Origin of the sequence: Maribacter halichondriae, assembly GCF_027474825.1 — a bacterium.
In the GTDB taxonomy this organism is placed as follows: Bacteria; Bacteroidota; Bacteroidia; order Flavobacteriales; family Flavobacteriaceae; genus Meishania; species Meishania halichondriae.
This window is the reverse complement of sequence record NZ_CP107030.1, coordinates 690,193-714,519: the sequence shown is the minus strand read 5'-3', so window position 1 is coordinate 714,519 and position 24,327 is coordinate 690,193. Positions and strand designations below refer to the sequence as shown.

Sequence of the window (24,327 nt, the reverse complement as noted above, 5' to 3'; positions counted from 1 at the left end):
TATATCAAATCACCTCAAGCTGGCCAAACTCTTCTCCAACGTCTCGATCTTGGCCTCGGCATCGGCCTGTTTTTTGCGTTCCAAAGCGATTACTTGTTCAGGGGCATTGCTGACAAAGCGTTCGTTGGAAAGTTTCTTTTGCACGGACTGTAAAAAGCCACGGGTATATTCAAGCTCTTCGCGAATTTTTGTCATCTCAGCATCTAAATCGATGGCTCCGCTCATGGGAATAAAATATTCGTTACTCTTTACGCGAAAGGTCAAGGCACCATCGATGGGCGAATCGATATATGAAATATCGGAAAGGTTGGTCAATTTTTCAATGATAACATCCCAATCTTTCGAAGTGTTTTCTGAATTTAGAACTGAGAGTTCTAAAGCTTCCTTCATCGCAATGTTTTTATCCTTACGAATCGTTCGGACACCGGCAATCACTTCAGAGGCAAATTCGAATCCTTTAATCAACTTCGTGTTTACCGTATTGGTTTCGGGCCATTTGGCGATTATCAATGCCTCTTCAGGTCTTCTTTCGGCGATGTGTTGCCAAATCTCTTCGGTCAGAAATGGCATAAATGGATGGAGGAGCTTTAGGTTCTGTTCCAAGATATCGATTACCGCATCGTATGAGGTATTGTCGATAGGTTGTTGATAGGCCGGTTTTATGATTTCCAATAGCCAAGAACTATAATCGTCCCAAACCAATTTGTAGGTGGACATCAAGGCATCGGAGATTCGGTATTTGCTGAAATGGTCTTCGATTTCGGCCAAAGTCTGATTGAACTTGGAATGAAACCATTCTATACCCAGTTTTGAGGCTTCGGGTTGTGGTAGGTCTGCTACTTCCCAACCTTGGACCAACCGGAATCCGTTCCATATTTTGTTGGCGAAATTCTTACCCTGTTGACATAGGTCTTCGTCGAACATTAAATCGTTGCCTGCGGCCGAACTCAAGAGTAACCCAACCCGGACTCCATCGGCACCATACGTATCGATCAGTTTTAGGGCATCGGGAGAATTTCCCAATGATTTTGACATTTTTCGACGCTGCTTATCGCGGACAATTCCTGTAAAATAAACACTCTCAAAGGGTTTTTCATTGCGATATTCATATCCGGAGATAATCATTCGCGCGACCCAGAAAAATATGATATCTGGACCCGTTACCAAATCGCTGGTAGGGTAGTAGTAATTGATGTCTTCGTTATCGGGTTCCAAGATTCCGTTAAAAACGGTCATAGGCCATAGCCATGACGAGAACCAAGTGTCGACGACGTCTTCGTCTTGTTTTAGATTTTCGATCTTTAATGGCTTCTCGACTACGCTCGAAGTGACAGTTCGTTTTTTATTTGCCTTTTCAAGTGCTTCTTCGATGTTTTCGGCGACTACGAAATCGCCTTGTCCGTCTCCATAGTAATACGCGGGAATGCGTTGGCCCCACCATAATTGACGTGAAATATTCCAATCACGGATGTTCTCCATCCAATGACGGTAGGTATTCTCGAATTTTTTGGGAAAGAACTTTATTTCTTCCGTATCCAAAACGGCTTTGATCGCAGGTTTTACCAAATCTTCCATTTTCAAGAACCATTGGTCGCTTAAACGCGGTTCGATAATCGCTTTTGTACGCTCGGAAGTCCCGACTTTGTTCAGATAATTCTCCGTTTTGACTAAATGTCCTTTTTCTTCCAGCTCTTTGGAAATGGCCTTTCGAACGACGAAACGATCCTGACCTTCATAATGCATTCCGAAGGAATTCAAAGTGGCATCTGCATTAAAAATATCTATGGTCTCCAATTGGTGTTTTTCGCCTAATGCCTTATCGTTGATGTCATGTGCGGGAGTGACTTTCAGACATCCAGTACCGAATTCGATATCGACATAGTCATCTTCGATGATCGGTATTACACGATTACAAATCGGAACAATCGCTTTTTTGCCTCTTAAATGCTTAAAACGCTCATCGTTCGGGTTGATACAAATTGCAGTATCGCCCAGTATTGTTTCAGGTCTTGTAGTGGCGATGGTAACTTTTTCATTGGACCCCTCGATTTGATAGGCCAAATAATACAATAACCCTTGTTTTTCTTCGTATATGACTTCCTCGTCCGACAGGGTCGTTTGCGCCTCGGGATCCCAATTGACCATGCGGTACCCTCTGTATATCAATCCTTTATTGAACAAATCGATAAAAACCTTGATGACAGAAGCAGACATATTGTCATCCATGGTGAATGCCGTTCTATCCCAATCACACGAACATCCCAGTTTTTTGAGTTGTTCTAGAATAACACCGCCATACTCCGCTTTCCACTCCCAAGCGTGCTTCATAAACTCTTCGCGAGAAATATCGGATTTATTGATTCCCTCCTCTTTTAATTTAGCCACAACTTTGGCTTCGGTCGCAATGGAAGCATGATCCGTACCGGGGACCCAACAGGCATTTTTACCCATTAAGCGGGCACGTCGGGTTAGAACATCCTGTAAAGTATTATTGAGCATGTGTCCCATGTGAAGCACCCCAGTAACATTCGGCGGTGGAATGACTATGGTATAGGATTCGCGATCATCAGGTGTTGAATGAAAGTACTTGTTTTGCATCCAATAGTCATACCAACGATTTTCTACGGATTTAGGCTCATATTTTGATGGAATCTCCATGTTTTGGAACGATTTTTGGTTATCCGTAGGTGGTACAAAAAAGCAACCTAGAACGATATGTTAAAATATCGATAAAGGGTGCTTTTGGCCGAAAACGGAATACGAAACAAAAATAAGTAACGTTATTACATAACAAAAGGATTTTGAGGTTCATCTGAAAAGATTTACTTTTGAAATTCACCCTAAATTAAAAACGATGAAAAAAATAGTACTTGTATTATTTATGGGTCTGTTGGCATTTAATCTTACCGCCCAAGAAAAAGCGGCTAAGATCGAGTTCAAAACAGAGACCGTAGATTATGGAGAAATTGAAAAAGGTGCCGACGGTATCCGGGTTTTTGAATTCACCAATACCGGTGATGCGCCCTTGATAATCAGTAAGGTAAGTTCAAGCTGCGGATGTACTATCCCCAAAAAACCAGAAGATCCTATCTTGCCCGGTAAGACAGGTGAGATTCAGGTAAAATATGACACTAACAGGGTTGGCCCGATTCGTAAGGCCATTACGGTAATTTCAAACGCCGATACCCCTACGAAAGTCTTGAAGATTAAAGGAGAGATCAAGGCGAAGCCCGCTGAAGGAAAAAAGTAAGGTAAGCCTTTTAAAAATAATCAAAAACCCTGATGGAAACATCAGGGTTTTTCTTTGAACATATTCTTGAGCACAAAAGTGAAAAGCAGGTCCGAGTTATATCTTTCGATGAGTACCCTGACCTTTTTTCCTTCTTTTGCATTAAGCATATGCATGATTTCCTGAAGTTTGTAGCGGTGTACGCTTTTTCCGTTCACGGCCAAAATCACATCACCTTCTTGCAGTCCAGCTGATTCGGCCGGACTCCCTGCGCGAATTCCCGATACAATGATTTCAGGCACTAGGCTAAGACGCGTTCTATTTTCAAATAAAATTTGAACATCGCCAAATGATTTTTTTTCACTATCAACTACACCACTGGCGTCGGTAATACGTTCTGAAATATAGCGAAGCCCATCATGCTGAAGATCGATACCGCTCATGTTATATTGAAAGGGATTATTGAAATTATGGTTTTTTCGTAACGTAATCTTCCCGTTTGGGTAGTCAAAAACGATATTGAATCGTTTCAGTACTTCGCCGCCCATACTTCCATTTCGATCACCCAAGTTTTTGATGTCATTGAATGATTCCATGTCGGGAAAAGCTGCTTTGGCATCCTGTAAAACAAAACTGCCAATTTTAATACCGCTGACCATAGTGCGTTTTCCGAAGATGTTTCCGCTTAGACCTTTTCCTAAAAAATCATCATAGTTCTTATCGGGTATTCCAATTTCATCGTTCTCAAAAAGCCAAATGGCATCGCTACTACCCGTATCGAGAAGCATTTTTACAGGTATGTTCTTACCACTGTTCATATAGATCTCTCCATCGACATAGGCTTTCTTACGTATTACATGAAGAGGCAAGGTCTCATCTTTTCGACCCAATTTATATGTATAATGTGCAGGATTATAAAATTTAATGGTTTTCGAGGCGTAGTTTATATCGACAACGAAATCACGAAAAAGTTCATATCCTATGATACCATGAACCGGTATTCCCAAGCTTGGGGAAAAATTCATATCGCTGTCAAGCACTACATAGAGCCGCTGATCCCTATTGTGAATGGCTCCCAATTTGAAGTCATTCTCTTTTGAACTCAGTGCTTTAATGGGTTCACCTTCACCCAAACCATTAATGGTAATTTCAGAAACATTGTTGATTTTTATGGAATCTTGATCTGTCAGGTTAAAGAGGATCGGTTTGCCAACACCAGAATCAAGCACGAACGAGAGCTCGGTATCATTGACCGTCATCGGAATAATGACCAAATTGTTGATCAATTGAAATTTTACTTTTTGAAAGGGTTTGCCTTCGGGCAATTCGAAGCCTTGTGATATACCCGTAAAAGGTGAACACAGGAAAACTAGTACAAGTGTGGCAACCAATCGCTTCAACTTTCTAAATATTAAGCGGTTAACTCTCTTAAAGTTATGTATTTTATCAATACCATCGCCGTTAATTAACATATTTTTGATTGGGGAATTAATTACATCCGCTATTGCTTTGTCCACTTGGTTTTCTCACTTTTGCCTAAAAATAAGTTTTCATGCCAGCGATATCAGAAAAGGGGCGATCCATGCCCCAATCTCCCATACGTAAATTGGTTCCTTTTGCCGAACAGGCTAAGAAAAATGGTGCCAAGGTGATTCATTTGAATATTGGGCAACCCGATATCAAGACCCCCCAGATTGCATTGGACGCAGTTAAAAACAATTCGATCGAGGTTTTGGAATATAGTAGAACCGAAGGTTCTGAAATATACCGTGAAAAAATTGCCAAATACTATGCTAAGAATGATATTCACATAACGGCCGGTGATATTATCGTAACCACCGGCGGCTCAGAAGCGCTTTCCTTTGCCATGGGTAGCATAGCGGATAACGGTGACGAAATTATTATTCCAGAGCCTTTTTATGCCAATTATAATGGATTCGCGACGGCCCTGGGTGTAAATGTCGTACCCGTTGTCTCTCATATCGATACCAATTTTGCACTACCCCCGATTGAAGATTTCGAGAAATTGATAACCCCGAGAACAAAGGCCATATTGATATGTAACCCAGGAAATCCCACGGGATATCTGTATAGCAGGGAGGAAATTCAGAAGTTGGCCGCTATCGTTAAGAAGCACGATTTGTTTTTGGTCGCTGATGAGGTCTATCGAGAGTTTACTTACGATGGAAGGGAACATTATTCAATTCTTCAAGAATCTGGTCTAGAAGAACACGCTCTAATCGTAGATTCAGTCTCAAAACGTTACAGTATGTGCGGGGCCAGAATAGGATATTTGGTATCCAAAAACACCGAAATTATCAAAACGGCCCTAAAGTTTGCTCAGGCACGTCTATCGCCACCGACCTATGCCCAGATGGCAGGTGAGGCGGCTTTAGAAACTCCCCAAAGCTATTTTGATTCCGTAAAAGAAGAATATGTCGCCCGAAGGGATATTTTGATCGAAGCGTTGGAAAAAATCGAAGGGGTGAAAATTGGCAGACCACAAGGCGCTTTTTATTGTATCGCTGAACTTCCAATATCCGATGCTGACGATTTTGCACAATGGCTACTTGAAGATTTTAGAGTTAATAACGAAACGGTCATGGTCGCTCCCGCAGCTGGTTTTTATGCAACTCCCGGTCTAGGAAAGAACCAAATACGCATTGCCTATGTGCTGGATAAGGAAAGCCTAAAAAGAGCTGTCAACATACTAAAAGAAGCCTTAAAAAGTTATATAGGCTGATGACCGTTCAGAAAGATATATCCCTTAAGCACTATAATACCTTCGGAATCGATGCAAAGGCTAAATACTTCTGCGAAATCAATACCCTTGACGATTTACGACAGGCACTTCAATTAAAGGAATATCCAAATAATTTTATCATAAGTGGCGGTAGTAACATGCTTATTACCAGAGATATAGATGCTTTAGTGATTCATGTCAATTTAAAGGGAATTGAGTTGGTATCCGAAGATGAGAACCATGTCATTTTAAAAGTTATGGCCGGCGAAAACTGGCATGATATGGTACTCTGGACGCTGGATAAAGGTTATGGTGGACTCGAAAATATGTCATTGATTCCCGGCAATACAGGTACTGCGCCCATTCAGAATATTGGTGCTTATGGTGTTGAGCTTAAAGATACTTTTGTTAGCTGCCAAGCCATGAAAATTGAGGACCAATCCCTTCAGGAATTCAGCAAGAAAGATTGTCAATTTGGGTACCGAGATTCCTACTTTAAAAATGTGGGCCGTGGAAAGTATATTATCGTTTCGGTGAATTTCAAACTAACAAAACGAAATCATCGACTTAATACTTCGTATGGCTCGATTGAGCAGGAACTTGTAGAGAAAGGTATTACAAACCCCAGCATTAAGGATATTTCCAATGCGGTCGTAGCTATTCGAAAAAGTAAGTTACCCGATCCAAAAGAACTGGGAAACAGCGGAAGTTTTTTTAAAAATCCCGTTTTGTCGGCCAAAAAATTCAGTAACTTTCTAAAGCAGTATCCCGAAGCTCCATACTATGAGGTTGCCGAAGATGCTATAAAGGTGCCAGCGGGATGGCTTATAGAGCAGTGCGGGTTTAAAGGAAAACGTTTCGGCAGTGTTGGGGTTCATGCCAAGCAAGCCTTAGTACTGGTAAACTACGGAGATGGCACAGGGCAAGAGGTTTTGGATTTAGCAAATAACATCATACATGCCGTTCATGAAAAATTTGGCATTGAGATAGCCCCCGAGGTAAATATCATAAAATAAAATAACCCCCGAAGCAGAACTTCGGGGGTTATACCAAACCAAACTAACCAAAAACTAAATGTGCAGTTACCAAGTGCACATTTAAAATTAAAATTTTTGAGATTACGCTAGCTGTAACAATCAATTGTATAAATTAGCGTTTAAGGGATATACGGTTTAAAAAGGAAATTGGATGCTTTGGCAGGCAATTTTTTTGGAACCCATTACACTGGTATGAGCACACTCCTTGAAAAGCACATCGTAGAACTGCTACAAGAGCGAAATGAGAAAGCCATTTCCCTTTTGTACGAACACTATGGAGATACACTGTACGGTGTCGCAAAGAAAGTAGTTCGCGATGAAGAACTTGCCCAAGATATTTTACAGGAAAGTTTTGTAAAAATCTGGAAAAAGTCCGATTCATACGACCCGTCGAAAGCGAAGCTATTCACTTGGCTTTTTCGAATTACCCGCAATACGGCCATCGATAAATTGCGAAGTATCAATACAAAAACGGATAAGGAAATCCAAATGGATGTTTCAGACGTATATAACTTAGGTGTTGAGAGCATCAGGCCAGAGTTGATGGACGTTCAAGAGAACCTCGAAAAAATCGAGCCCAAGTATCAAATTGTCTTGGAAGCCTTGTTTTTTCAGGGAATGACACAACAGGAAGCTAGCGAAGAGCTAGATATACCTTTGGGCACCATTAAGTCGAGATTGAAAATCGGCCTTCGTGAACTGAAGAAAATATATGGTCCGGCGGTGATGCTTGCGCTTTTAATAATATAGTGATGAAAGAAAAAATTAAAATATTTTTGGATTCCGATTTGTTGGAAAAGTACCTACTCGGTACGACGACCAGACAAGAGGCGTTTCAGGTAGAGCGTTATATAGCTATGTACCCTGAAGTCCGGGAAACTTTTGACGAACTTCAAGATAATTTGGAAGAGTTTGCAAAACTACACGCCATAAAGGCACCCGAAGGTCTTAAGGAAAAGATAGTGGCCAGAATAAAGGCAGAGAATCGGGGCAGAAAACGCTTTTTCAAATATGCCATCGCTGCAAGTTTTGCCGCGTTGATGTTCGCAGGAGCATCTTATTTCTTCTGGAATCAAAACCAAAGTCTTCAAGAGCAGAATACCATTGTTACCAATGAGATCCATGATCTTAAGGAGAACATGCGGGAACAGTTGGAAGATGTTCGCAACCAGTTTATCGTTCTGAATAATCCACAGACAAAAAAATATAATGTCAAAGGAAATAAAAAAGCCAAAGATTTAAAGGCGGTCGCTTATATCAATCCGGTCAAAAAACTTTCATATATCAACGTGAGCAATTTACCTAATTTACCAGAAAGCCAGGTTTTTCAGATGTGGGCCGAGGTCAACGGTGAAATGATAAATCTTGGAGTGATCAAGGAAGCCGAGGGTCAAGAAAAGTTGATGGCATTGCCTTATGCCGAAAAAGCTATAGGATACATTACTATAGAGCCACATGGTGGAAACGAAACCCCAACGGTCGAGAATATTGTGGCGAACATACAGTATTAAATTAGGTTTAAGAGTTTAAAATTGAAGCCCTGGCATTTTTGTCGGGGCTTTATTTTTGTAACTTTACACAAAAGAATTCACAATGAAATTGATTTTGTTGACCATCGGTCTTTTAGCGCTAGCCGTTGCTGGAATTGCGATTAAGATATGGTCTAAAAAAGATGGTAAATTTGCAGGAACTTGTGCCAGTCAAAGCCCATTTTTAAATACGGATGGAGAAGCCTGCGGCATGTGTGGAAAATTGCCCAGTGAACAGGATTGTAGAAGGGAGTCCGCAACAGAGCTTCAATAGATTCCGCCCTTTTTTGATAACTTCTTAATCAAATAAAATCGACAATACCGTTATCGATATCATAAGAAAAGCGAAATTGGGCAATCAAATAGCCTTCAGCACGCTTTTGGATACCTTTTGGAACGATGTTTATGGATTTCAGCTTAAACGCACCCAGAACGAGAATGACGCCGAGGATATTACCATTCAAACGTTTTCTAAGGCTTTTGATAAAATCGGGACATATGACGAAAAGTATGAATTTAAGACGTGGTTGATCGCCATATCGAAGAATATTCATGTCGACCTTGTTCGAAAGAGAAAACGAAACGTTCTTGACTCCGGCGGAAATAATGAAGCCATAAAATCTGTTTTGGACGATGCCCCTTCCGCGGAAGACCGCCTGATTATTGAACAGAATTTGGCAGCGTTACTTTTACACATCAAAAAGTTAAAACCACACTATCAAGAAGTCATTAACCTTCGATATTTCAGTGAAATGAGCTATGCCGCCATAGCCCAAGAACTGAACGAACCTATAAATAATGTTAAGGTAAAATTACTGAGGGCAAAAAAATTACTTGCCGAGGTAATTAAGAACAAGATGTAAGGTTCACCCTTTATATAGACCGTTCAATAAATCAAGATTTTATTTCCTTTTTGACCAAATCTATATACGCTTTCATAGCCTCTTCTCTAGTAATATTCCGGGCTTGAATAAGAGCGTTTGCCTTAAAAGCATTGATCAAAGGGGTTTCACTGCCGGGGTTACTATAATTTTTGTTCGCTATTTTATAATAGGCATATAGCTTCAAAAGCAAATCTGCGGGCAATGGTTTTGTGTAGCGGTTCACAAGATCGACCGCTGTTTGAAATTCGGATTGTAAATTTTCATTCTTCATCAACCGATTTCTCAATGATTGTTGCGATACAGGTTTTTGCTCCGACAACTTTTTGATTTAATTTGACCGCTATGGCGGAATTCAATGGCAGCAATAGATCGACCCTAGAGCCAAATTTTATGAAACCCGCGTCATCGCCTTGTTGAACACTTTGACCTTCTTCGGCATAATTTACGATTCTTCTTGCCAAAGCACCTGCAATCTGTCTATACAGAATATCGCCAAATTTTGGGGTATGCACGACCACTGTGGTACGCTCGTTCTCCAGGCTTGATTTTGGATGCCAAGCAACCAGATATTTGCCGGGATGGTATTTGGAATATTTTATGCTTCCGCTGACCGGGTATCTTGTTACATGAACGTTGGTAGGTGACATAAATATAGAGATCTGTATTCTTTTGTCATTGAAATATTCAGTATCCTCGACTTCTTCGATGACCACGACTTTACCGTCGACAGGCGCGATCACCTCGTCGAAACTCTTTATCAGAACCCGTTTCGGATTTCTAAAAAATTGCAAGATCAGAACCAGAAATACTATAGCGGATATTTGAACCGCCCATCGTACCCAAGGTATATCGACATAGAATTGTGAAATCAATACGGCCGCACAAACAAGAAAAAAAGTCGTGAGGATAATTCTTTGGCCTTCTCTATGAAACATAAGTAAAAATAATTAATGTTAAGTAGGCAAACGGTGCAGCAAAGACCAGACTGTCCAATCGGTCGAACATACCACCATGGCCCGGTAAAATAGCGCCACTGTCTTTTACGCCGGCAGATCTTTTTAGTTTAGATTCGAGTAAGTCTCCAAGACTTCCTGCGATTACGATTACCCCAGCTAAAATCATCCATTGTACAGGACTGATTAAAGGTTCGTACAGGCCCATGACATAAGCCGCCACCATCGCAAATATAAAACCTCCTAAAGTACCCTCAACTGTTTTTTTGGGAGAAATCGATGGATATAATTTTGTTCGACCTATACTTTTTCCGACGATGTAGGCAAAAGAATCATTTACCCAAATCAAGATAAAGATACCCATTATTAATAGTTGGGCAAAGGCATCATCTTTATAAGGAATCATGGTGAGAAAAATACACCCTCCCCCGATGTAAAAGAGTCCGATGACAAATTTTTGAAAGGTATTGAAGTGCTTTTCTTTTTTGTTGAATAAGTAAAATAACAATACGATGTCAATCGCAATGGTAATGAACATAAGAATATTGACCAACCACTTATCATTGGTCAAATAGATAAAGACCCACCATAAGGCCAGATAGGCAATGAAAATATGGTATCCTTTTAATTGTACCAATCTTTTGTATTCATAGAGACAGGCAAGCCCAAAGGTCATGAATAAAAAGTCAAAAGCATCGGAATTTAAGAAGACGGCAGAGAGTAATAAAATAATATAAACAGCTCCTGTTAACGCTCTCCTTAAAACTTCCCTCATGTTATAAGTCCTCCTGAAGTAAAAGATAAAGATTTTTTGAGCTGCTACCGTAGGTCAAAAAATCATCGGAGTTCTCCGTCGTAGGTAAAAAGTGTTTTAACGTAGTAATATTTGCGGGTATGTTGTGCCCGTATTTTTTCTTGATAATTTTTAATCCCTCACCTATAGATTCCACCAATTGCGAGGTGGTCGCATAGACGATTACGTTGTCGGGAAGTTCGTTGAGTTTCTTTTCCATCAATTGATTGGAACAGACCAAAATAGAGCCGTTTTGGGCAATGAGGTGTTCGCATGTTGTAAAAAAAACCTCACTTTCATCGGCATTACCGGTAAACTTAATATGCTCTTTGGCGAATTTTTCCTCTAAACGCGGATTCATAGCAAAAAATGGATAGTCTTGCCACCCGTTCTCATCAAGAATATTCTTTATGGCAGTCGATACTTCTTCAAAGGAGTCACAATATAGAAACTTGCCCCCGTTCTTTTTAAAGTGGATAGTAAATTTTTCGTCTACAGGAATATTCAAGTCGGGCATATGCATACCCCGGGTTTCCTTGGTTTCTTTCGAAACTTTTTTACCTCCTCCAAAAAGTTTGTCAAATAGCCCCATTGACGACTGTGTAATTACTTCTGTAGCGACCTGTTATTACAGGACAACGCTAAATATAGCTATTTATTTTCTTGCTCTTTCGGCCGTTCGACAGCAGTATCTTCCGGAACAACCTCCACTTGTATCGAATCTTTAGGAATTTCTTGTCCCTTTTCATCGAAATCTTTATCAAAAGGTCTTCTTCCGAAAATCTTTTCAAGGTCTTCTTTAAAAATAACCTCTTTTTCCAGCAGACGTTCCGCAAGAATAGTGAGCTTGTCCTTATTCTTTTTGAGAACATCGATAGCTCTTACATATTGCTCTTCAATCAATTTTGATATTTCAAAATCAATTTTTCTCGCTGTATCTTCACTATAGGGTTTAGAGAAGCCATAATCGCTCTGGCCCGAAGAATCATAATAGGTCAAGTTGCCTATCTCATCATTAAGGCCGTAAACGGTAACCATAGCACGGGCTTGTTTCGTGACTTTTTCGAGATCGCTCAATGCCCCGGTCGAAATTTTATCGAAAATTACTTTTTCAGCTGCTCTGCCGCCCAAAGTTGCGCACATCTCATCTTTCATTTGCTCAGGGCGTACGATTAATCGTTCTTCCGGCAAATACCAAGCTGCACCTAATGACTGTCCACGAGGTACTATGGTTACTTTGACCAAAGGAGCGGCATGTTCCAGCATCCAACTTACCGTGGCGTGGCCTGCCTCGTGATAGGCAATGGTCTTTTTCTCACCGGGCGTGATAATTTTATTTTTCTTTTCGAGTCCGCCTACGATTCGGTCAACCGCATCAAGGAAATCTTGTTTGTTCACGGCTTTTTTCTCCTTACGTGCCGCGATCAATGCCGCCTCGTTACAGACATTGGCAATGTCAGCTCCTGAAAAACCGGGTGTCTGTCTTGCCAAAAAGTCAAGATCCAACTTCTCGGAAGTCTTGATAGGTCTTAAATGCACTTCGAAAATTTCCTTTCGTTCACGAATATCGGGAAGGTCTACATAAATCTGCCTGTCAAAACGACCGGCACGCATCAATGCTTTGTCCAACACATCGGCACGGTTTGTCGCGGCCAAGACAATTACGTTGGTATTGGTTCCAAAACCATCCATTTCGGTAAGTAACTGGTTGAGCGTATTTTCACGTTCATCGTTTGATCCCGTAAAATTGTTCTTTCCTCTCGCCCTACCAATGGCATCGATTTCATCGATAAAAATAATGGCGGGAGATTTATCTTTCGCTTGTTTGAATAAATCTCGAACCCTGGATGCGCCGACACCTACGAACATTTCTACAAAATCAGAACCTGAAAGAGAAAAGAAAGGTACTTTGGCTTCCCCTGCAACGGCTTTGGCCAATAATGTTTTACCTGTGCCCGGAGGGCCTACCAAAAGTGCACCCTTAGGAATTTTCCCCCTAGAGAGGTATACTTATCAGGAAATTTAAGGAATTCAACGATCTCTTCCACCTCTTCTTTGGCACCTTCCAAACCGGCGACATCCTTGAACGAAGTTCTCGTATCGGTTTTTTCGTCAAAGAGTTTTGCCTTCGATTTTCCGATATTGAAGATTTGGCCTCCTGCACCACCGCCGCCACCGCCAGACATTCTGCGCATGAGATAGATCCAAATACCTATAATCAGTATAAATGGAAGGATACTCAGAAGCATCTCCATAAATAGATTTGATTCTTTGTCGAACTCAACGATGGTATCCAAATTGTTTTCCTTCTTGATCTCGGTAATCTCGTTCTGGAAAATCTGTAGGTCACCATAATCCAATACATATTGCGGTACCAAGCCCGTTGAAGGAATCAAGGGCTTTTCCGCCACCTCTTTGTGAACATCTTTTTGAAGTGCCTCGTCAGATAGAAAGACTTTGGCCTGATTCGTATTGGTGATAATCAATATTTTGCTGATATCGCCGTTTCGAAGGTACTCTTGAAGTTCAGAGGTGGTCGTTGTCTTTGTGTTGGACAAATTCGCACTGCCGAAAATTTGGAAAGCGATCAGTAAAATTGCGATTAGTCCATAAATCCACCATGAACTGAATTTCGGTTTCTTGGTATTTGTATTATTATCTTTTGCCATTATTTCTTTTTTACCCTGTCCCTAAATTAGTTATCGGGATTACTATTGGGTTTGGTTTATGCTACTTTCAACTTCGGTCACTTTGGCGTCGCCCCAAAGACCTTCTATATCGTAATAATCCCTGATATGCTTTTGAAACACATGAACTACTACATTTACGTAGTCCATCAGGATCCATTCGGCATTTTCTTGACCTTCGACATGCCAAGGTTTGTCTTTAATAGCTTTGCTGACCGTTTTTTGGATGGATCCCACTATTGCGTTAACGTGCGTGTTGGAAGTACCATTGCAAATGATAAAGTAGTCACAAACGGTATTTTCTATTGCCCTCAGGTCGAGTAAACTTATATGTTGTCCCTTTACTTCTTCAATGCCCTGTAATACTAATGCAATTAACTCGTCTGTGCTAGCTTTTCCTTTTTGCATTCAAAAATTTTAGTTTATGCAAAGTTATTATTTTTTTGTTCTTTTAGCCCTAGTTTTTAACAATAGATTGCCGTTTCAAGAACAGGGCGACACATGCATGTAATCAAACTTAATGCCACGGACTCTACGAATTCGTACTTAAAGTCTTTGGTACAATCAGGGCACATTGACGATCTCACTACCGTAGTGGCCGACCAACAATATATGGGCCGTGGTCAAATGGGTACATATTGGCAATCCGAGACAGGTAAAAACCTAACCTTTAGTGTTTTGAAGCATTTTGACGACTTCAACGCTATTGATCGATTTCGATTGAATATTTGTATATCCCTTGCCCTTGTGGCTGCACTGAATGAACTGCAAGTACCCGATATAGCCATCAAATGGCCTAACGACATTCTGTCAGGCACTTCTAAAATCTGTGGCATTCTTATTGAAAATACCCTTTCCGGCGATAAAATACGGCACTCCATTATCGGCATCGGTCTCAATGTTAACCAATATACCTTCGATACCCTTGAAAACGTAAGTTCCTTAAAATTGTTGTTGGGACGAAATCTTAATTTGGACGAGCTTTTGAATCAAATTCTGACCCACTTGAAAAAGGAGTTTCAGAATCTTGAATCGCATACGGAATCCTCTTTTTGGAAATCTTATGAAAACCTGCTTTTCAGAAAAGACAAACCTTCTACCTTCAATGATAATGAGGGTTCTATTTTCATGGGATTCATTAGAGGCGTCTCTAAAAATGGAAAATTACAGGTCACCCTTGAAGATGACATATTGAAAGAATTCGATTTAAAAGAAGTAAAACTTCTTTATTGAATTTTGGTCAGGTTTTCGGAAAGTGTTCCCATGAAATTCGTAATCGGATTTTTAATCATCATGGCCATCATGGCATTGAACTCACCTTTGAAACTTAGGGCAACCTCACTTTCATTTGAATCTAAGGCCAGAATATCCGCGGTAAGCGTAAAAGGCAATTTATCACTGGCGGCACCCAATACAATTTGACTGTTCGGGGTTTGTTCTTTACGTTGTAAAACAATTTCGGGCATACCTTTTAGCGCGAACAGAAAACGATCTTCGTTGAGTACCTCGAATTTATCAATCGTATCAGGCATCAATATTTCAAAATTCTTCAAATCGGTCAAAAAGTCGTAAACCTCTTTATCGCTCTTGCCGATGATTTTCTTCGGAGATTCTATAAACATAATTTTACTGTTTCCATGTTGATGGATGCTGTCGCCATTCCATCAACGTATTTAATTGATCTTCTTGTATATGGCCGGTTTCCGATGCTTGGTCGACCAAATGTCCGTAATCGCTCAGGGTATGAAGGTCAATATCGTATTTTTTGAAATTTTCGGTCGAGGTGTCAAAACCATACGTGAATATGGCCAACATTCCTTTAATATTGGCTCCCGCCGTTTTTAGGGCGTTAACGGCATTTAAACTACTTTTGCCCGTGCTGATGAGATCTTCGATGACCACAACGGTCTGATCGGTATTTAAATGACCTTCTATTTGGTTCTGTCTTCCGTGTGATTTGGCTTCAGGCCGAACATAGATGAAAGGAAGCTTCAAATAATCGGCGACCAGTATACCGATACCGATGGCCCCAGTGGCTACTCCGGCAATAATATCCGGCTTTCCATAAAGCTGTTCTACTTGCTTCGCCATCTCTTCCCGCACATAATTGCGGATCTCAGGATACGAAAGAATAATTCGATTGTCACAATAGATGGGCGATTTCCAACCCGAGGCCCATGTAAACGGATTTTCGGGTTTCAATTTTATTGCATTAATTTGCAGCAAAAGCTCTGCTGTTTTCTTGGCCGTGTTTTTGTCTAAAATCATTGCGCAAATGTATAAAGTTTTTGTTAATGAATTGCCCCTCATATTGACAAATAAACTCTCGGAAACGGCTAATGGGGAATACTTCCTGCTGAATGAAGATTCCATACAACAGGCTATAAAAGCTTTGCGTAAAAAGAAGATTGCCGAGGCGTATATCTACCATCCCAATCACGAGGAAATATTAAAGAAATTCACTAAAAAAATTCCCTTGATCGTTGCGGCCGGGGGCGTGGTGACCAACAATAAGGGGAAAGTCCTTTTTATTTATAGAAATGATAAATGGGATTTACCCAAAGGTAAACTGGACAAAGGAGAGGCCATCGAAGACTGTGCCATCAGAGAGGTCATGGAGGAAACTGGCGTACAGGGACTTCGCATTGAGAATTTTCTCAAAACGACTTATCACATTTTCAATAATAACGGCGTACCCACCCTAAAACAAGTACATTGGTTTGCCATGAAGACGGAATATGAGGGCAAACTAAAGGGTGAAAAAAAAGAAGGAATCGTTAAGGTCAAATGGAAAGGCCCCAATAAAATTCAAAAAGCGTTACAAAACTCATACGCCAACATAAAAATTCTTTTCGAATAATCTTTCAGCGTCCAAGTAGCACTCAATTCGGTTTTAAAATACGATATACGGGATATTGCAGATGGGCGGTCTCATAATATTTTGATTTGGAGAATAGCCAATCCAATTGGGCGTACCAGTTCTGGCCGAATTCTTCATCGGTTTGTTTCTTGGCATTGAATTCTTCTCGAAGCTTCGGGTCATTTTGTAACATTTCGAGGGCAACATCCTCAAAAACATAGGGAGAAAACCCCTCTTTCTGCTGTAAAATAGTATCGAAGAAATTCCAATTAAAAAAAGAATCCACGGCAGTCGGTTCTAAAGTTTCCAGAATATATCGAATGCCGGGTTGGTCGGTAGGGACTAAAACATCGCCTTTCGAAAACGACATTTCCTGTTTGTTCGCTGCTACTCTGGTATCGTAATGCGGGTAATGGCCTTCATAGGCGTTCCGCCTAGTTTTATAATCCTCGATTTTATACGATTCGACCTCGATGATAGAATCTTTTTCCAACGTGTTGAATTCGATGCCATTCAATTCAAGTAATTCGATTGCCCTATGCCATCCTTTTTTAATGAGATAGGCTTGAGGCACCAACACAGAATCTGACGGATTCATGTAATTAGAATACGCTACCGTTTTGGTAAACGGCCTATTTCGGTCATATTTCAGTCGGGGCAAGCCGGTAACTTCGCTCGTTAAGGTATCTGCCTCGAAACCTTTGAAATTCAATACCGACGATCGAGTGGTGTCAACCGCCCATTGCACCGGATAGTATTTCCAATTTTGATGTCTTGTTCGTGCATTATTTCGTAGTTGCTTGATTTTTTTCCCATCCTTTTCGGCGATTTCCAGCATCTTGACCATAAGTATATAGGTGCCCTCCACTCGTTGTTTATAGGGTTTTAGCATATGTGTTTCTACCATCATTCCCAAAGTGTTCCAGAGAGTTGTGTAGCCCGTAGAATACCGTGGATGATCCATGAACTGCGAAAAACCTGTTTCCGGCACTTGGTTGAAAACGTTGACATACGGCGTAATATCCCATTCGGCCTCAGCCAGAGAATTTTCAAGTTGGGGCATCATTTCGGTATGCAGATAGTCTCCAAGTTCACCACCAAGTTTATTATGTTGGGTGAAAAGATGCGTCAGGGTATATTGATAATCCGCACCATTGCTCACATGGTTGTCGATAAAAATATCAGAATCGACAAGATGAAAAATTTTGGAGAATGTCTTGGCGTTCTTAGTATCCGCTTTGATAAAATCCCTATTTAGGTCATAGTTCTGTGAATTCCCCCTAAAACCATAGGCTTCCGGACCATTTTGATTTGCGCGTGTCGTGCTGTTTCGATTTAGGGAACCTCCTATATTGTATACTGGAATAGTCGCCAAAACCGTATTTTCAGGAGGGGGTAATTTACCGGTAGCCAAGTCTCTGTACAATAACATGGTGGCATCGATGCCATCACTTTCCCCCGGATGGATTCCGTTGTTGATCAATATGATGGTCTTTTTCTCCGCTAGCTTTGTAAAATTGAAATTCCCTTCGGGATTATAGGTCACAATGTGAAGTGGATAACCACTATCCGTTTCCCCGATGGTCTGTATGTTTACCTCAGGAAATTCCTTTGCCAATTGAATATAGAAATCAATCACCTGTAAATAGGTAGGTGTCTCATTGCCCTTCTTGATCTCAAAATAGGTTTGAAAGTCGGCAACCTTGTCTTCTGTCTTGGTCTCACAAGCCCAAAATAGAATGACCAGAAATAAACTGATGTAATATTTTTTCACCTTGAAAACCTTTGTAGATTAAAAAACAAGGTAAAATTAGACAAATTAGGTCAAGATTTCACTCGGCGACCTTAGTAATCACCTCCAGTTCATTTTTCTGAATGGGTTTCTTGTTATAGGTTATTGTATGGTGGGTGAGTTTTTTGTATTTCATCCAGTTTTCCTTATCTATGGCATCAATGGACGATGTTAGGATGTTGACGCGTATTTTTTTTCTTTTATTGGCAGTTTAATGAATTGCTCTAAAAATTGCCATCCATCCATGACGGGCATATTAATATCCAGAAATATGACTTCAGGTATATGGCCGCTCACTTTGAAATGATGGCTTATATTGTCCAATGCCAGTTTTCCGTTTTTAAAATCGGTAATGGAATCGCAATGAACTACCAAGCCTAACATTTTCTTTATTCCGAATACTAAAATTGGGTCGTCGTCAATGACGTAAATCGCATTAATCTTTTTCATTAAAATATATCTTGAAGGTAGTTCCTACGCCAACTGTGCTTTCGACCTCGACTTTACCTTTCATTGCTTCTATTTGATTTTTCGATATGTAAAGGCCTATACCACGTGAGTCTTGGTGATTGTGGAACGTTTTGTACATGCCGAAGAGTTTCTCACCGTATTTCTTTAAATCGATGCCCGAGCCATTGTCATCGATACTGAGTACTGTGTATCCATTTTTGCGACGTGTACTGAGGTGAACGATGGGTCTTCTCTCAGGAAGACTGTATTTGACTGCATTGGTAATGAAATTCATTAAAATACTGTCCAAATACGATGGAATAACCTTGATTTTGAGGTCTTCAGTAATATTATTTATGATCTTGGCATTGTGGTTTACTAAAAAGCCTTGTAGGTCTTTTTCTATTCGAGATACTTTTTTCTTCAGGTCGACCCGCTTTTTCTCTTGGTTTACATTGGTATTGATAGCGACCACTTCGTTGAGATTGTTCAATGTTTCTAAAAGACTATCGGAAGAATCGCTTAACATTTTTAGAATTTTACTTCGCTCATCCTCGTTCGTTTCATGGACCAAGAAATCGAGTAGCATTGAAAAATTTGCTGTGTGTGACCTTAGGTTATGCGAAACGATATGCGCAAAATCGATTAGTTTTTTGTTTTGCAATGAGGTCACATTGATCAGCTTCCTCAGCTCTTCTTCTTTACGTTTTTGATCGGTAACATCGATGGACATACCGATGATACCGGCTATTTCATTGTTTTTGTCTAAAAATGGAATTTTGGAAACCAAAAATACGGTCGAACTTCCATCTTTTTTAACACAAATATCCTCTTTGTCCAACATCGGGATACCTGAATTCATAACCATCAAATCTTCTTTTCTTGACATTTCCGCTGTCTTCTTGTCATAAACATCAAAATCATCTTTCCCAAGCAGTTTTTCAGGTCCGCCCAACCCTGCATAATCAGATTCGGATTTGTTCACTAAAATTTTTCTAGACTCCCTATCCTTAATATAAACATTAAGGGGAAGACTGTCTATTAGGGTTTGAAGCAGTCCATGGTTCTCAGAGGAACGTTCCTCGCTCAGAACCTGATGTGTGATATCTTGAAAAGATCCGATCAAGCCTATGAATTCGTCATGATCATAAATAGGTTTTCCTGCCGCTATTACCCATCTGTGGTTGCCTTTGGCCGTAATAATTTCAAGTTTTTCATTCCAGGGCTCTCGGTTTGCAATGGCGTTATCGACAGCAATGGAGATGGCATTTCTACTGTAGCCCTGACTATAGAATTCAATAGCGTTCTCTAATGTAGGAACGAAAGTATCCGAAACTTCGTGAATGTCCCTTACGATTGGGCACCAGCGTAGTTTTTTGGTAGTATGGTCAAATTCCCAGGTTCCTATTTTGGTTCCTTCCGATTTATCGTTTATGAGCTCCTCAAGCTTTTCGAGTCTTACGTTATTCGAATTTCGGCTTGTAACATCTTCGACCTGGATGATAGCACCGATTACATTTTCATTTTCGTCGTACCAAGGCGTGTTTAACCATTCGAGCCATTTTTCTTCAATAGGATAATTTACAATGACTTTTCCAGGAGTTCCCTTAACACATTTCTTCAAACTATTTTTCCAATCCTCACAATTGATATCGAATCTTGAAAAAATAGACGTTCCGAAAACAGTTGAACCATCCAATTCGAAATCAGCGATCCATCGGTCCGAAGCATATACAATTTCATATTTTGTATTGACAAATGCCGTGGCCTTAGGCAGCTGTTTGATCAGATAATTGTTTGTATGTATGTTACGAACCTTCAATTAATGTTGTAATTTCTTACTAAATTAATAAGGTTTTTACAATATTCATCAATAAATGTTGTGAACCGGGCATAATGCGTTGTGTTGATCATTATAATCAATGAGAGGAGATGAAAAATACTATTGAAAGATGTTTCTTACTATGATATAAGATTCAATCTCGGACAGTGGTTATAAATACCATTTGTCAAGAGCATTGATTTGTGGGTTTTACTTTTGGTCAAAGCGGACCGAGTCTGGCACTAGACCGGTATAATCACCCCCGTTACGAATAACGTCACGTACTATCGAAGAGCTTATATAAGACTTTCCCGAAGAGGTCAATAGAAAAACGGTCTCGATTTCGGAAAGTTTTCGATTGGTATGGGCAATGGCTTTCTCAAATTCAAAATCACCAGGGTTGCGAAGGCCCCTTAAGATGAAACCGGCATCCACTTTTTTACAGAAATCGACCGTAAGCCCTTGATAGGTCATTACTTTGATTTTTGATTCCGAGGAAAATGCTTTCTCGATGAAACTCATACGCTGTTCCAAGGTGAACATATATTTTTTTTCGGCATTGATACCTATGGCGATGATCAATTCATCAAAAAGGGTAATTCCTCTTTGAATAATATCAAAATGGCCTAATGTCAATGGGTCAAAAGAACCCGGAAAAATAGCACGTTTCATAAATCTAAGGTACTCATTTTACTCGATAATCAAGATGTAAATGCTCCGACGCTTGCGTCGAAATCAAATATGAATTTCCTTTCAATGTCTCGTGGGCTTGTCACGCCTTCACGTAGCCATTTCGGCGAACGAAGGCCCTGAGGTAGTTTATTTCAAAGCCTCTTCAACGGCACTTTCGAAAAGTTCGGAAAGCCCTATGCCCCCTTTTTGGGCCTGTTGGGGCAAAATACTTTCTGTGGTAAGGCCAGGCGTAGTGTTCATTTCGAGCATATAGGGTACTTCGTCAACAAAAATGAACTCACTTCTTGTATAGCCTTTCATTTTCAAAATTTCGTAGGCACGTTTAGCAATTTCGGAAACCTTCTCTTCTTGAACCTTTGTAATTCGTGCGGGCGTAATTTCTTGTGATTTGCCCTCATACTTTGCCTCGTAATCAAAAAAATCGTTTTCCGTGACGATTTCGGTAATCGGCAATACTTTAGTTTCGCCTTTATAGGTGATTACTCCGACCGATACCTCGGTGCCTTCGAGAAAAGCTTCGATGAGTATTTCGCTGTCCTCCTTAAAAGCAAGTTCGATTGCAGTTTCCAATGCTTCCTTCTTGTACACTTTTGAAATACCGAAACTACTGCCCGCCCGGTTGGCCTTCACAAAACATGGCAAACCGACCGTGGCTATGATTTTATCCTTATCGATGGGGTCTCCCAAATTCAGATAATATGATTTAGCGGCTTTAATACCGTAAGGCCTCAAGACACTTAGTAAATCCCTTTTGTTGAAAGTCAATGCTGCTTGATAATAATCACAAGAGGTCTGCGGAAGGCCCAAAAGTTCAAAATAGGCCTGCATGAGCCCATCTTCCCCAGGAGTGCCATGAATGGCATTGAAAACGCAATCGAAACGGATAGTTTGGCCATGGATCATTATGGAAAAATCATGACGGTTTACGTGATGCTCTATAGCATCATCATCTACATATACCCATTTTTCCCTAAAAATATGAATGCGGTAGCCATTGAATTTCTTCTTATCGAGATAATCATATACCACGTTGCCACTTTTTAAGGAAATTTTGTACTCACTTGAGTATCCACCCATGATGATGGCAATATTTTTTCGCATAATGTAGTTATAATGATAGACGGATAAAACCGTTTCAAAGTAAAGAAAAAAAGCGCTGTCTTTGTTATCTTTGCGAGGTCAAAACGAACTAATGCGAAATTTTTTCAACTTTTTGAAGAGCCAAACCTTCTTGATCCAAATCGGACTTGCCATCTTGGCATCTGTAATATTGGGGTATATTGTATTTTCTTGGTTGAAAAGCAATACCAATCACGGTGAGTTCGTAGAAGTACCCGATTTTTCGAAAATGTCCGTGATGGATATGCGAAAAGCCGTTGAAGACGCGGGCCTTCGCTATCAAGTTTTAGATTCTGCGAACTACAATCCCGACTTTCCGCGTTTTTCCATAATAGAACAAGAGCCCGGCGCGGGCAATAAGGTAAAACCCGACCGCACGATTTATTTTACGGTAAACCCTTCGGGTTATAAGAAAGTCAGCGTGCCAAAGATTATTCAGGTTACCCAACGTAATGCCGCTTCAATGTTGCGTGCGGTAGGTCTTGACGTACAGCGGGTAACTTATATTGATGAATTGGGCGAAGACATGGTCTATTATATCAAATACAAGGGCAAGAATATATCGCCGGGAGATAAACTTCCGAAAACCTCCAAAATTGAATTGGTCTGTGGTAACGGTAAGATTTCGAATCGGGCCCAGATAAAGGCAGACTCCGAATAAATTATGGAACCTCAAGACAGTCCTGAACTAGAGGACAACGAGCTGTTCGAACATCACAAATTTATAGCTTCCAAAGGTCAAGAACCTTTACGGGTCGACAAATTCTTGATGAATTTTATCGAGTATGCTACACGAAACAAGATTCAGCAAGCTGCCAAAAATGGCCATATTTGGGTGAATGGCACCATCGTGAAGCAGAATTACAAAGTAAAACCCGGGGATGAGGTTAAGGTTCTTTTTGAGCACCCTCCGCATGAATTTTTATTGGTTCCCGAAGATATACCCTTGGATATTGTTTATGAAGATGAAGTATTGCTGGTCGTCAACAAGCCTGCGGGAATGGTAGTGCATCCCGGCCACGGAAATTATTCCGGCACCCTGATCAATGCCTTATTGCATCATATAAAAGACTTACCAGTGAATAGCAACGAACGACCGGGATTGGTCCATCGTATTGACAAAGATACCTCAGGACTTCTCGTCGTTGCCAAGACCGAGGCGGCCATGACCCACCTCGCCAAACAATTCTTCGATAAGACATCTGAGCGCGAATATATTGCACTGGTTTGGGGAAATGTTGAAAATGACAGTGGCACCATCGAGGGTCATCTAGCAAGACATCCGAAAAATCGACTGCAGATGCATGTTTTCCCTGAAGGGGATGAGGGAAAGGATGCCGTTACCCATTACACCGTTTTGGAACGTTTGGGATATGTCACGTTGGTTTCCTGTAAGCTTGAAACGGGTCGTACCCATCAAATTCGCGTACATATGAAATACATTGGGCATACGCTGTTCAATGACGAACGCTACGGTGGCGACAAGATTTTGAAAGGCACCACTTTTACGAAGTATAAACAATTTGTGGATAATGCCTTCAAAGTACTGCCAAGACAGGCGCTTCATGCCAAAACGTTAGGTTTTGTACATCCCGTATCAGGTAAAACAATGCGATTTGATTCCGAAATACCACAAGATATGGCCGATTGTATCGAGAAGTGGCGTGCCTATGCCCAGCATAGTCAATCATAATTTTTGATTATGGCTGTATCAAGAACTCTTTTTCAGTAGTATA

The 24,327-nt window shown here is 40.6% G+C and carries 25 protein-coding genes and 1 pseudogene; 11 read left to right on the top strand and 15 right to left on the bottom strand.

The window, feature by feature from the left end; all coding sequences use genetic code 11:
- Positions 1 to 9: 9 nt before the first annotated feature.
- Positions 10 to 2,658 carry a valine--tRNA ligase gene (locus N8A86_RS03225; RefSeq protein WP_273567765.1) on the bottom strand — a complete coding sequence of 883 codons (2,649 nt, stop codon included), beginning with the start codon at positions 2,656 to 2,658 and terminating at the stop codon, positions 10 to 12.
- 196 nt (positions 2,659 to 2,854) lie between these two features.
- Here N8A86_RS03225 and N8A86_RS03220 point away from each other — a divergent pair, with 196 nt between their 5' ends.
- On the top strand, positions 2,855 to 3,250 hold the full coding sequence (locus tag N8A86_RS03220; RefSeq protein WP_273567764.1) for a DUF1573 domain-containing protein: 396 nt from the start codon (positions 2,855 to 2,857) through the stop codon (positions 3,248 to 3,250).
- A gap of 41 nt (positions 3,251 to 3,291) precedes the next feature.
- Here the strand turns inward: N8A86_RS03220 and N8A86_RS03215 are convergent, their stop codons facing one another.
- Complete coding sequence (locus N8A86_RS03215) at positions 3,292 to 4,629, bottom strand: PDZ domain-containing protein (protein ID WP_273567763.1); 1,338 nt, start codon at positions 4,627 to 4,629, stop codon at positions 3,292 to 3,294.
- Between the two features lie 152 nt (positions 4,630 to 4,781).
- Here N8A86_RS03215 and N8A86_RS03210 point away from each other — a divergent pair, with 152 nt between their 5' ends.
- The 6 genes from N8A86_RS03210 to N8A86_RS03185 all read left to right on the top strand — a co-directional run bounded on the left by N8A86_RS03210 (position 4,782) and on the right by N8A86_RS03185 (position 9,401).
- On the top strand, positions 4,782 to 5,972 hold the full coding sequence (locus tag N8A86_RS03210) for a pyridoxal phosphate-dependent aminotransferase (RefSeq protein WP_273567762.1): 1,191 nt from the start codon (positions 4,782 to 4,784) through the stop codon (positions 5,970 to 5,972).
- Positions 5,972 to 6,988 (top strand): UDP-N-acetylmuramate dehydrogenase, encoded by a 1,017-nt coding sequence (murB, locus tag N8A86_RS03205; RefSeq protein WP_273567761.1) that lies wholly within the window; start codon positions 5,972 to 5,974, stop codon positions 6,986 to 6,988. Before N8A86_RS03210 ends, murB begins: the two co-directional genes overlap by 1 nt.
- A gap of 213 nt (positions 6,989 to 7,201) precedes the next feature.
- The gene (locus N8A86_RS03200; protein ID WP_273567760.1) at positions 7,202 to 7,759 is read left to right on the top strand and encodes an RNA polymerase sigma factor; all 558 of its coding nucleotides are present in this window, start codon (positions 7,202 to 7,204) and stop codon (positions 7,757 to 7,759) included.
- A gap of 2 nt (positions 7,760 to 7,761) precedes the next feature.
- Positions 7,762 to 8,520 (top strand): anti-sigma factor, encoded by a 759-nt coding sequence (locus tag N8A86_RS03195; RefSeq protein WP_273567759.1) that lies wholly within the window; start codon positions 7,762 to 7,764, stop codon positions 8,518 to 8,520.
- 82 nt (positions 8,521 to 8,602) lie between these two features.
- Entirely contained in the window at positions 8,603 to 8,812 is a 210-nt protein-coding gene (locus tag N8A86_RS03190) for a membrane or secreted protein (protein ID WP_273567758.1), read from the top strand.
- Between the two features lie 37 nt (positions 8,813 to 8,849).
- Complete coding sequence (locus N8A86_RS03185) at positions 8,850 to 9,401, top strand: RNA polymerase sigma factor (RefSeq protein WP_273569011.1); 552 nt, start codon at positions 8,850 to 8,852, stop codon at positions 9,399 to 9,401.
- 31 nt (positions 9,402 to 9,432) lie between these two features.
- On the opposite strand, the gene N8A86_RS03180 is transcribed toward N8A86_RS03185, so the two are convergent.
- From N8A86_RS03180 to rsfS, 6 genes and pseudogenes are all read right to left on the bottom strand, one after another.
- Positions 9,433 to 9,693 (bottom strand): acyl-CoA-binding protein, encoded by a 261-nt coding sequence (locus tag N8A86_RS03180; protein WP_273567757.1) that lies wholly within the window; start codon positions 9,691 to 9,693, stop codon positions 9,433 to 9,435.
- Positions 9,683 to 10,357: a phosphatidylserine decarboxylase family protein gene (locus N8A86_RS03175; RefSeq protein WP_273567756.1), complete on the bottom strand. Its 675-nt coding sequence runs from the start codon at positions 10,355 to 10,357 to the stop codon at positions 9,683 to 9,685. The genes N8A86_RS03180 and N8A86_RS03175 overlap by 11 nt, the downstream gene beginning before the upstream one ends.
- A complete protein-coding gene (locus N8A86_RS03170) occupies positions 10,347 to 11,150 on the bottom strand; it encodes a phosphatidate cytidylyltransferase (RefSeq protein WP_273567755.1) in 804 nt (267 codons plus the stop codon). Before N8A86_RS03170 ends, N8A86_RS03175 begins: the two co-directional genes overlap by 11 nt.
- Position 11,151: 1 nt before the next feature.
- The gene (locus N8A86_RS03165; protein ID WP_273567754.1) at positions 11,152 to 11,760 is read right to left on the bottom strand and encodes an LUD domain-containing protein; all 609 of its coding nucleotides are present in this window, start codon (positions 11,758 to 11,760) and stop codon (positions 11,152 to 11,154) included.
- Positions 11,761 to 11,819: 59 nt separating this feature from the next.
- Positions 11,820 to 13,837: pseudogene (gene ftsH, locus N8A86_RS03160) on the bottom strand (ATP-dependent zinc metalloprotease FtsH).
- 42 nt (positions 13,838 to 13,879) lie between these two features.
- On the bottom strand, positions 13,880 to 14,263 hold the full coding sequence (gene rsfS / locus N8A86_RS03155; protein WP_273567753.1) for a ribosome silencing factor: 384 nt from the start codon (positions 14,261 to 14,263) through the stop codon (positions 13,880 to 13,882).
- A gap of 93 nt (positions 14,264 to 14,356) precedes the next feature.
- Here rsfS and N8A86_RS03150 point away from each other — a divergent pair, with 93 nt between their 5' ends.
- Positions 14,357 to 15,088 (top strand): biotin--[acetyl-CoA-carboxylase] ligase, encoded by a 732-nt coding sequence (locus tag N8A86_RS03150; RefSeq protein ID WP_273567752.1) that lies wholly within the window; start codon positions 14,357 to 14,359, stop codon positions 15,086 to 15,088.
- Here the strand turns inward: N8A86_RS03150 and N8A86_RS03145 are convergent.
- Positions 15,082 to 15,477, bottom strand: a complete 396-nt coding sequence (locus tag N8A86_RS03145) for an SRPBCC family protein (RefSeq protein WP_273567751.1) — start codon at positions 15,475 to 15,477, stop codon at positions 15,082 to 15,084. The two genes, N8A86_RS03150 and N8A86_RS03145, sit on opposite strands and share 7 nt — an antisense overlap.
- Before the next feature lie 4 nt (positions 15,478 to 15,481).
- The gene (gene pyrE / locus N8A86_RS03140; RefSeq protein ID WP_273567750.1) at positions 15,482 to 16,123 is read right to left on the bottom strand and encodes an orotate phosphoribosyltransferase; all 642 of its coding nucleotides are present in this window, start codon (positions 16,121 to 16,123) and stop codon (positions 15,482 to 15,484) included.
- 7 nt (positions 16,124 to 16,130) lie between these two features.
- Between pyrE and N8A86_RS03135 the strand changes: the two genes are divergently transcribed.
- Positions 16,131 to 16,715 carry an NUDIX hydrolase gene (locus N8A86_RS03135; protein WP_273567749.1) on the top strand — a complete coding sequence of 195 codons (585 nt, stop codon included), beginning with the start codon at positions 16,131 to 16,133 and terminating at the stop codon, positions 16,713 to 16,715.
- Between the two features lie 22 nt (positions 16,716 to 16,737).
- On the opposite strand, the gene N8A86_RS03130 is transcribed toward N8A86_RS03135, so the two are convergent.
- From N8A86_RS03130 to N8A86_RS03110, 5 genes are all read right to left on the bottom strand, one after another.
- Positions 16,738 to 18,489, bottom strand: coding sequence for a M14 family metallopeptidase (locus N8A86_RS03130; protein WP_273567748.1), 1,752 nt, complete (start codon positions 18,487 to 18,489; stop codon positions 16,738 to 16,740).
- A gap of 189 nt (positions 18,490 to 18,678) precedes the next feature.
- The gene (locus N8A86_RS03125) at positions 18,679 to 18,957 is read right to left on the bottom strand and encodes a response regulator transcription factor (protein ID WP_273567747.1); all 279 of its coding nucleotides are present in this window, start codon (positions 18,955 to 18,957) and stop codon (positions 18,679 to 18,681) included.
- Complete coding sequence (locus N8A86_RS03120; protein WP_273567746.1) at positions 18,944 to 20,779, bottom strand: PAS domain-containing protein; 1,836 nt, start codon at positions 20,777 to 20,779, stop codon at positions 18,944 to 18,946. The genes N8A86_RS03125 and N8A86_RS03120 overlap by 14 nt, the downstream gene beginning before the upstream one ends.
- Before the next feature lie 210 nt (positions 20,780 to 20,989).
- Positions 20,990 to 21,451, bottom strand: coding sequence for a pantetheine-phosphate adenylyltransferase (gene coaD, locus N8A86_RS03115; protein ID WP_273567745.1), 462 nt, complete (start codon positions 21,449 to 21,451; stop codon positions 20,990 to 20,992).
- 147 nt (positions 21,452 to 21,598) lie between these two features.
- Positions 21,599 to 22,573 carry a D-alanine--D-alanine ligase gene (locus N8A86_RS03110; protein WP_273567744.1) on the bottom strand — a complete coding sequence of 325 codons (975 nt, stop codon included), beginning with the start codon at positions 22,571 to 22,573 and terminating at the stop codon, positions 21,599 to 21,601.
- A gap of 91 nt (positions 22,574 to 22,664) precedes the next feature.
- Between N8A86_RS03110 and N8A86_RS03105 the strand changes: the two genes are divergently transcribed.
- Both N8A86_RS03105 and N8A86_RS03100 read left to right on the top strand, forming a co-directional pair.
- Positions 22,665 to 23,252, top strand: a complete 588-nt coding sequence (locus N8A86_RS03105; RefSeq protein WP_273567743.1) for a PASTA domain-containing protein — start codon at positions 22,665 to 22,667, stop codon at positions 23,250 to 23,252.
- Positions 23,253 to 23,255: 3 nt separating this feature from the next.
- The gene (locus tag N8A86_RS03100; protein WP_273567742.1) at positions 23,256 to 24,284 is read left to right on the top strand and encodes an RluA family pseudouridine synthase; all 1,029 of its coding nucleotides are present in this window, start codon (positions 23,256 to 23,258) and stop codon (positions 24,282 to 24,284) included.
- Positions 24,285 to 24,327: the final 43 nt, after the last annotated feature.

Coding starts and splice junctions, on each gene's coding strand:
- N8A86_RS03220 (WP_273567764.1), top strand. CDS start 2,855: ATGAAAAAAATAGTACTTGTATTATTTATGGGTCTGTTGGCATTTAAT.
- murB (WP_273567761.1), top strand. CDS start 5,972: ATGACCGTTCAGAAAGATATATCCCTTAAGCACTATAATACCTTCGGA.
- coaD (WP_273567745.1), bottom strand. CDS start 21,451: ATGAAACGTGCTATTTTTCCGGGTTCTTTTGACCCATTGACATTAGGC.
- N8A86_RS03135 (WP_273567749.1), top strand. CDS start 16,131: ATGTATAAAGTTTTTGTTAATGAATTGCCCCTCATATTGACAAATAAA.
- N8A86_RS03100 (WP_273567742.1), top strand. CDS start 23,256: ATGGAACCTCAAGACAGTCCTGAACTAGAGGACAACGAGCTGTTCGAA.
- N8A86_RS03150 (WP_273567752.1), top strand. CDS start 14,357: ATGCATGTAATCAAACTTAATGCCACGGACTCTACGAATTCGTACTTA.
- N8A86_RS03125 (WP_273567747.1), bottom strand. CDS start 18,957: ATGAAAAAGATTAATGCGATTTACGTCATTGACGACGACCCAATTTTA.
- N8A86_RS03225 (WP_273567765.1), bottom strand. CDS start 2,658: ATGGAGATTCCATCAAAATATGAGCCTAAATCCGTAGAAAATCGTTGG.
- N8A86_RS03195 (WP_273567759.1), top strand. CDS start 7,762: ATGAAAGAAAAAATTAAAATATTTTTGGATTCCGATTTGTTGGAAAAG.
- N8A86_RS03110 (WP_273567744.1), bottom strand. CDS start 22,573: ATGCGAAAAAATATTGCCATCATCATGGGTGGATACTCAAGTGAGTAC.
- N8A86_RS03180 (WP_273567757.1), bottom strand. CDS start 9,693: ATGAAGAATGAAAATTTACAATCCGAATTTCAAACAGCGGTCGATCTT.
- N8A86_RS03145 (WP_273567751.1), bottom strand. CDS start 15,477: ATGTTTATAGAATCTCCGAAGAAAATCATCGGCAAGAGCGATAAAGAG.
- N8A86_RS03165 (WP_273567754.1), bottom strand. CDS start 11,760: ATGGGGCTATTTGACAAACTTTTTGGAGGAGGTAAAAAAGTTTCGAAA.
- N8A86_RS03105 (WP_273567743.1), top strand. CDS start 22,665: ATGCGAAATTTTTTCAACTTTTTGAAGAGCCAAACCTTCTTGATCCAA.
- N8A86_RS03200 (WP_273567760.1), top strand. CDS start 7,202: ATGAGCACACTCCTTGAAAAGCACATCGTAGAACTGCTACAAGAGCGA.
- N8A86_RS03210 (WP_273567762.1), top strand. CDS start 4,782: ATGCCAGCGATATCAGAAAAGGGGCGATCCATGCCCCAATCTCCCATA.
- N8A86_RS03175 (WP_273567756.1), bottom strand. CDS start 10,357: ATGTTTCATAGAGAAGGCCAAAGAATTATCCTCACGACTTTTTTTCTT.
- N8A86_RS03190 (WP_273567758.1), top strand. CDS start 8,603: ATGAAATTGATTTTGTTGACCATCGGTCTTTTAGCGCTAGCCGTTGCT.
- rsfS (WP_273567753.1), bottom strand. CDS start 14,263: ATGCAAAAAGGAAAAGCTAGCACAGACGAGTTAATTGCATTAGTATTA.
- N8A86_RS03170 (WP_273567755.1), bottom strand. CDS start 11,150: ATGAGGGAAGTTTTAAGGAGAGCGTTAACAGGAGCTGTTTATATTATT.
- pyrE (WP_273567750.1), bottom strand. CDS start 16,123: ATGATTTTAGACAAAAACACGGCCAAGAAAACAGCAGAGCTTTTGCTG.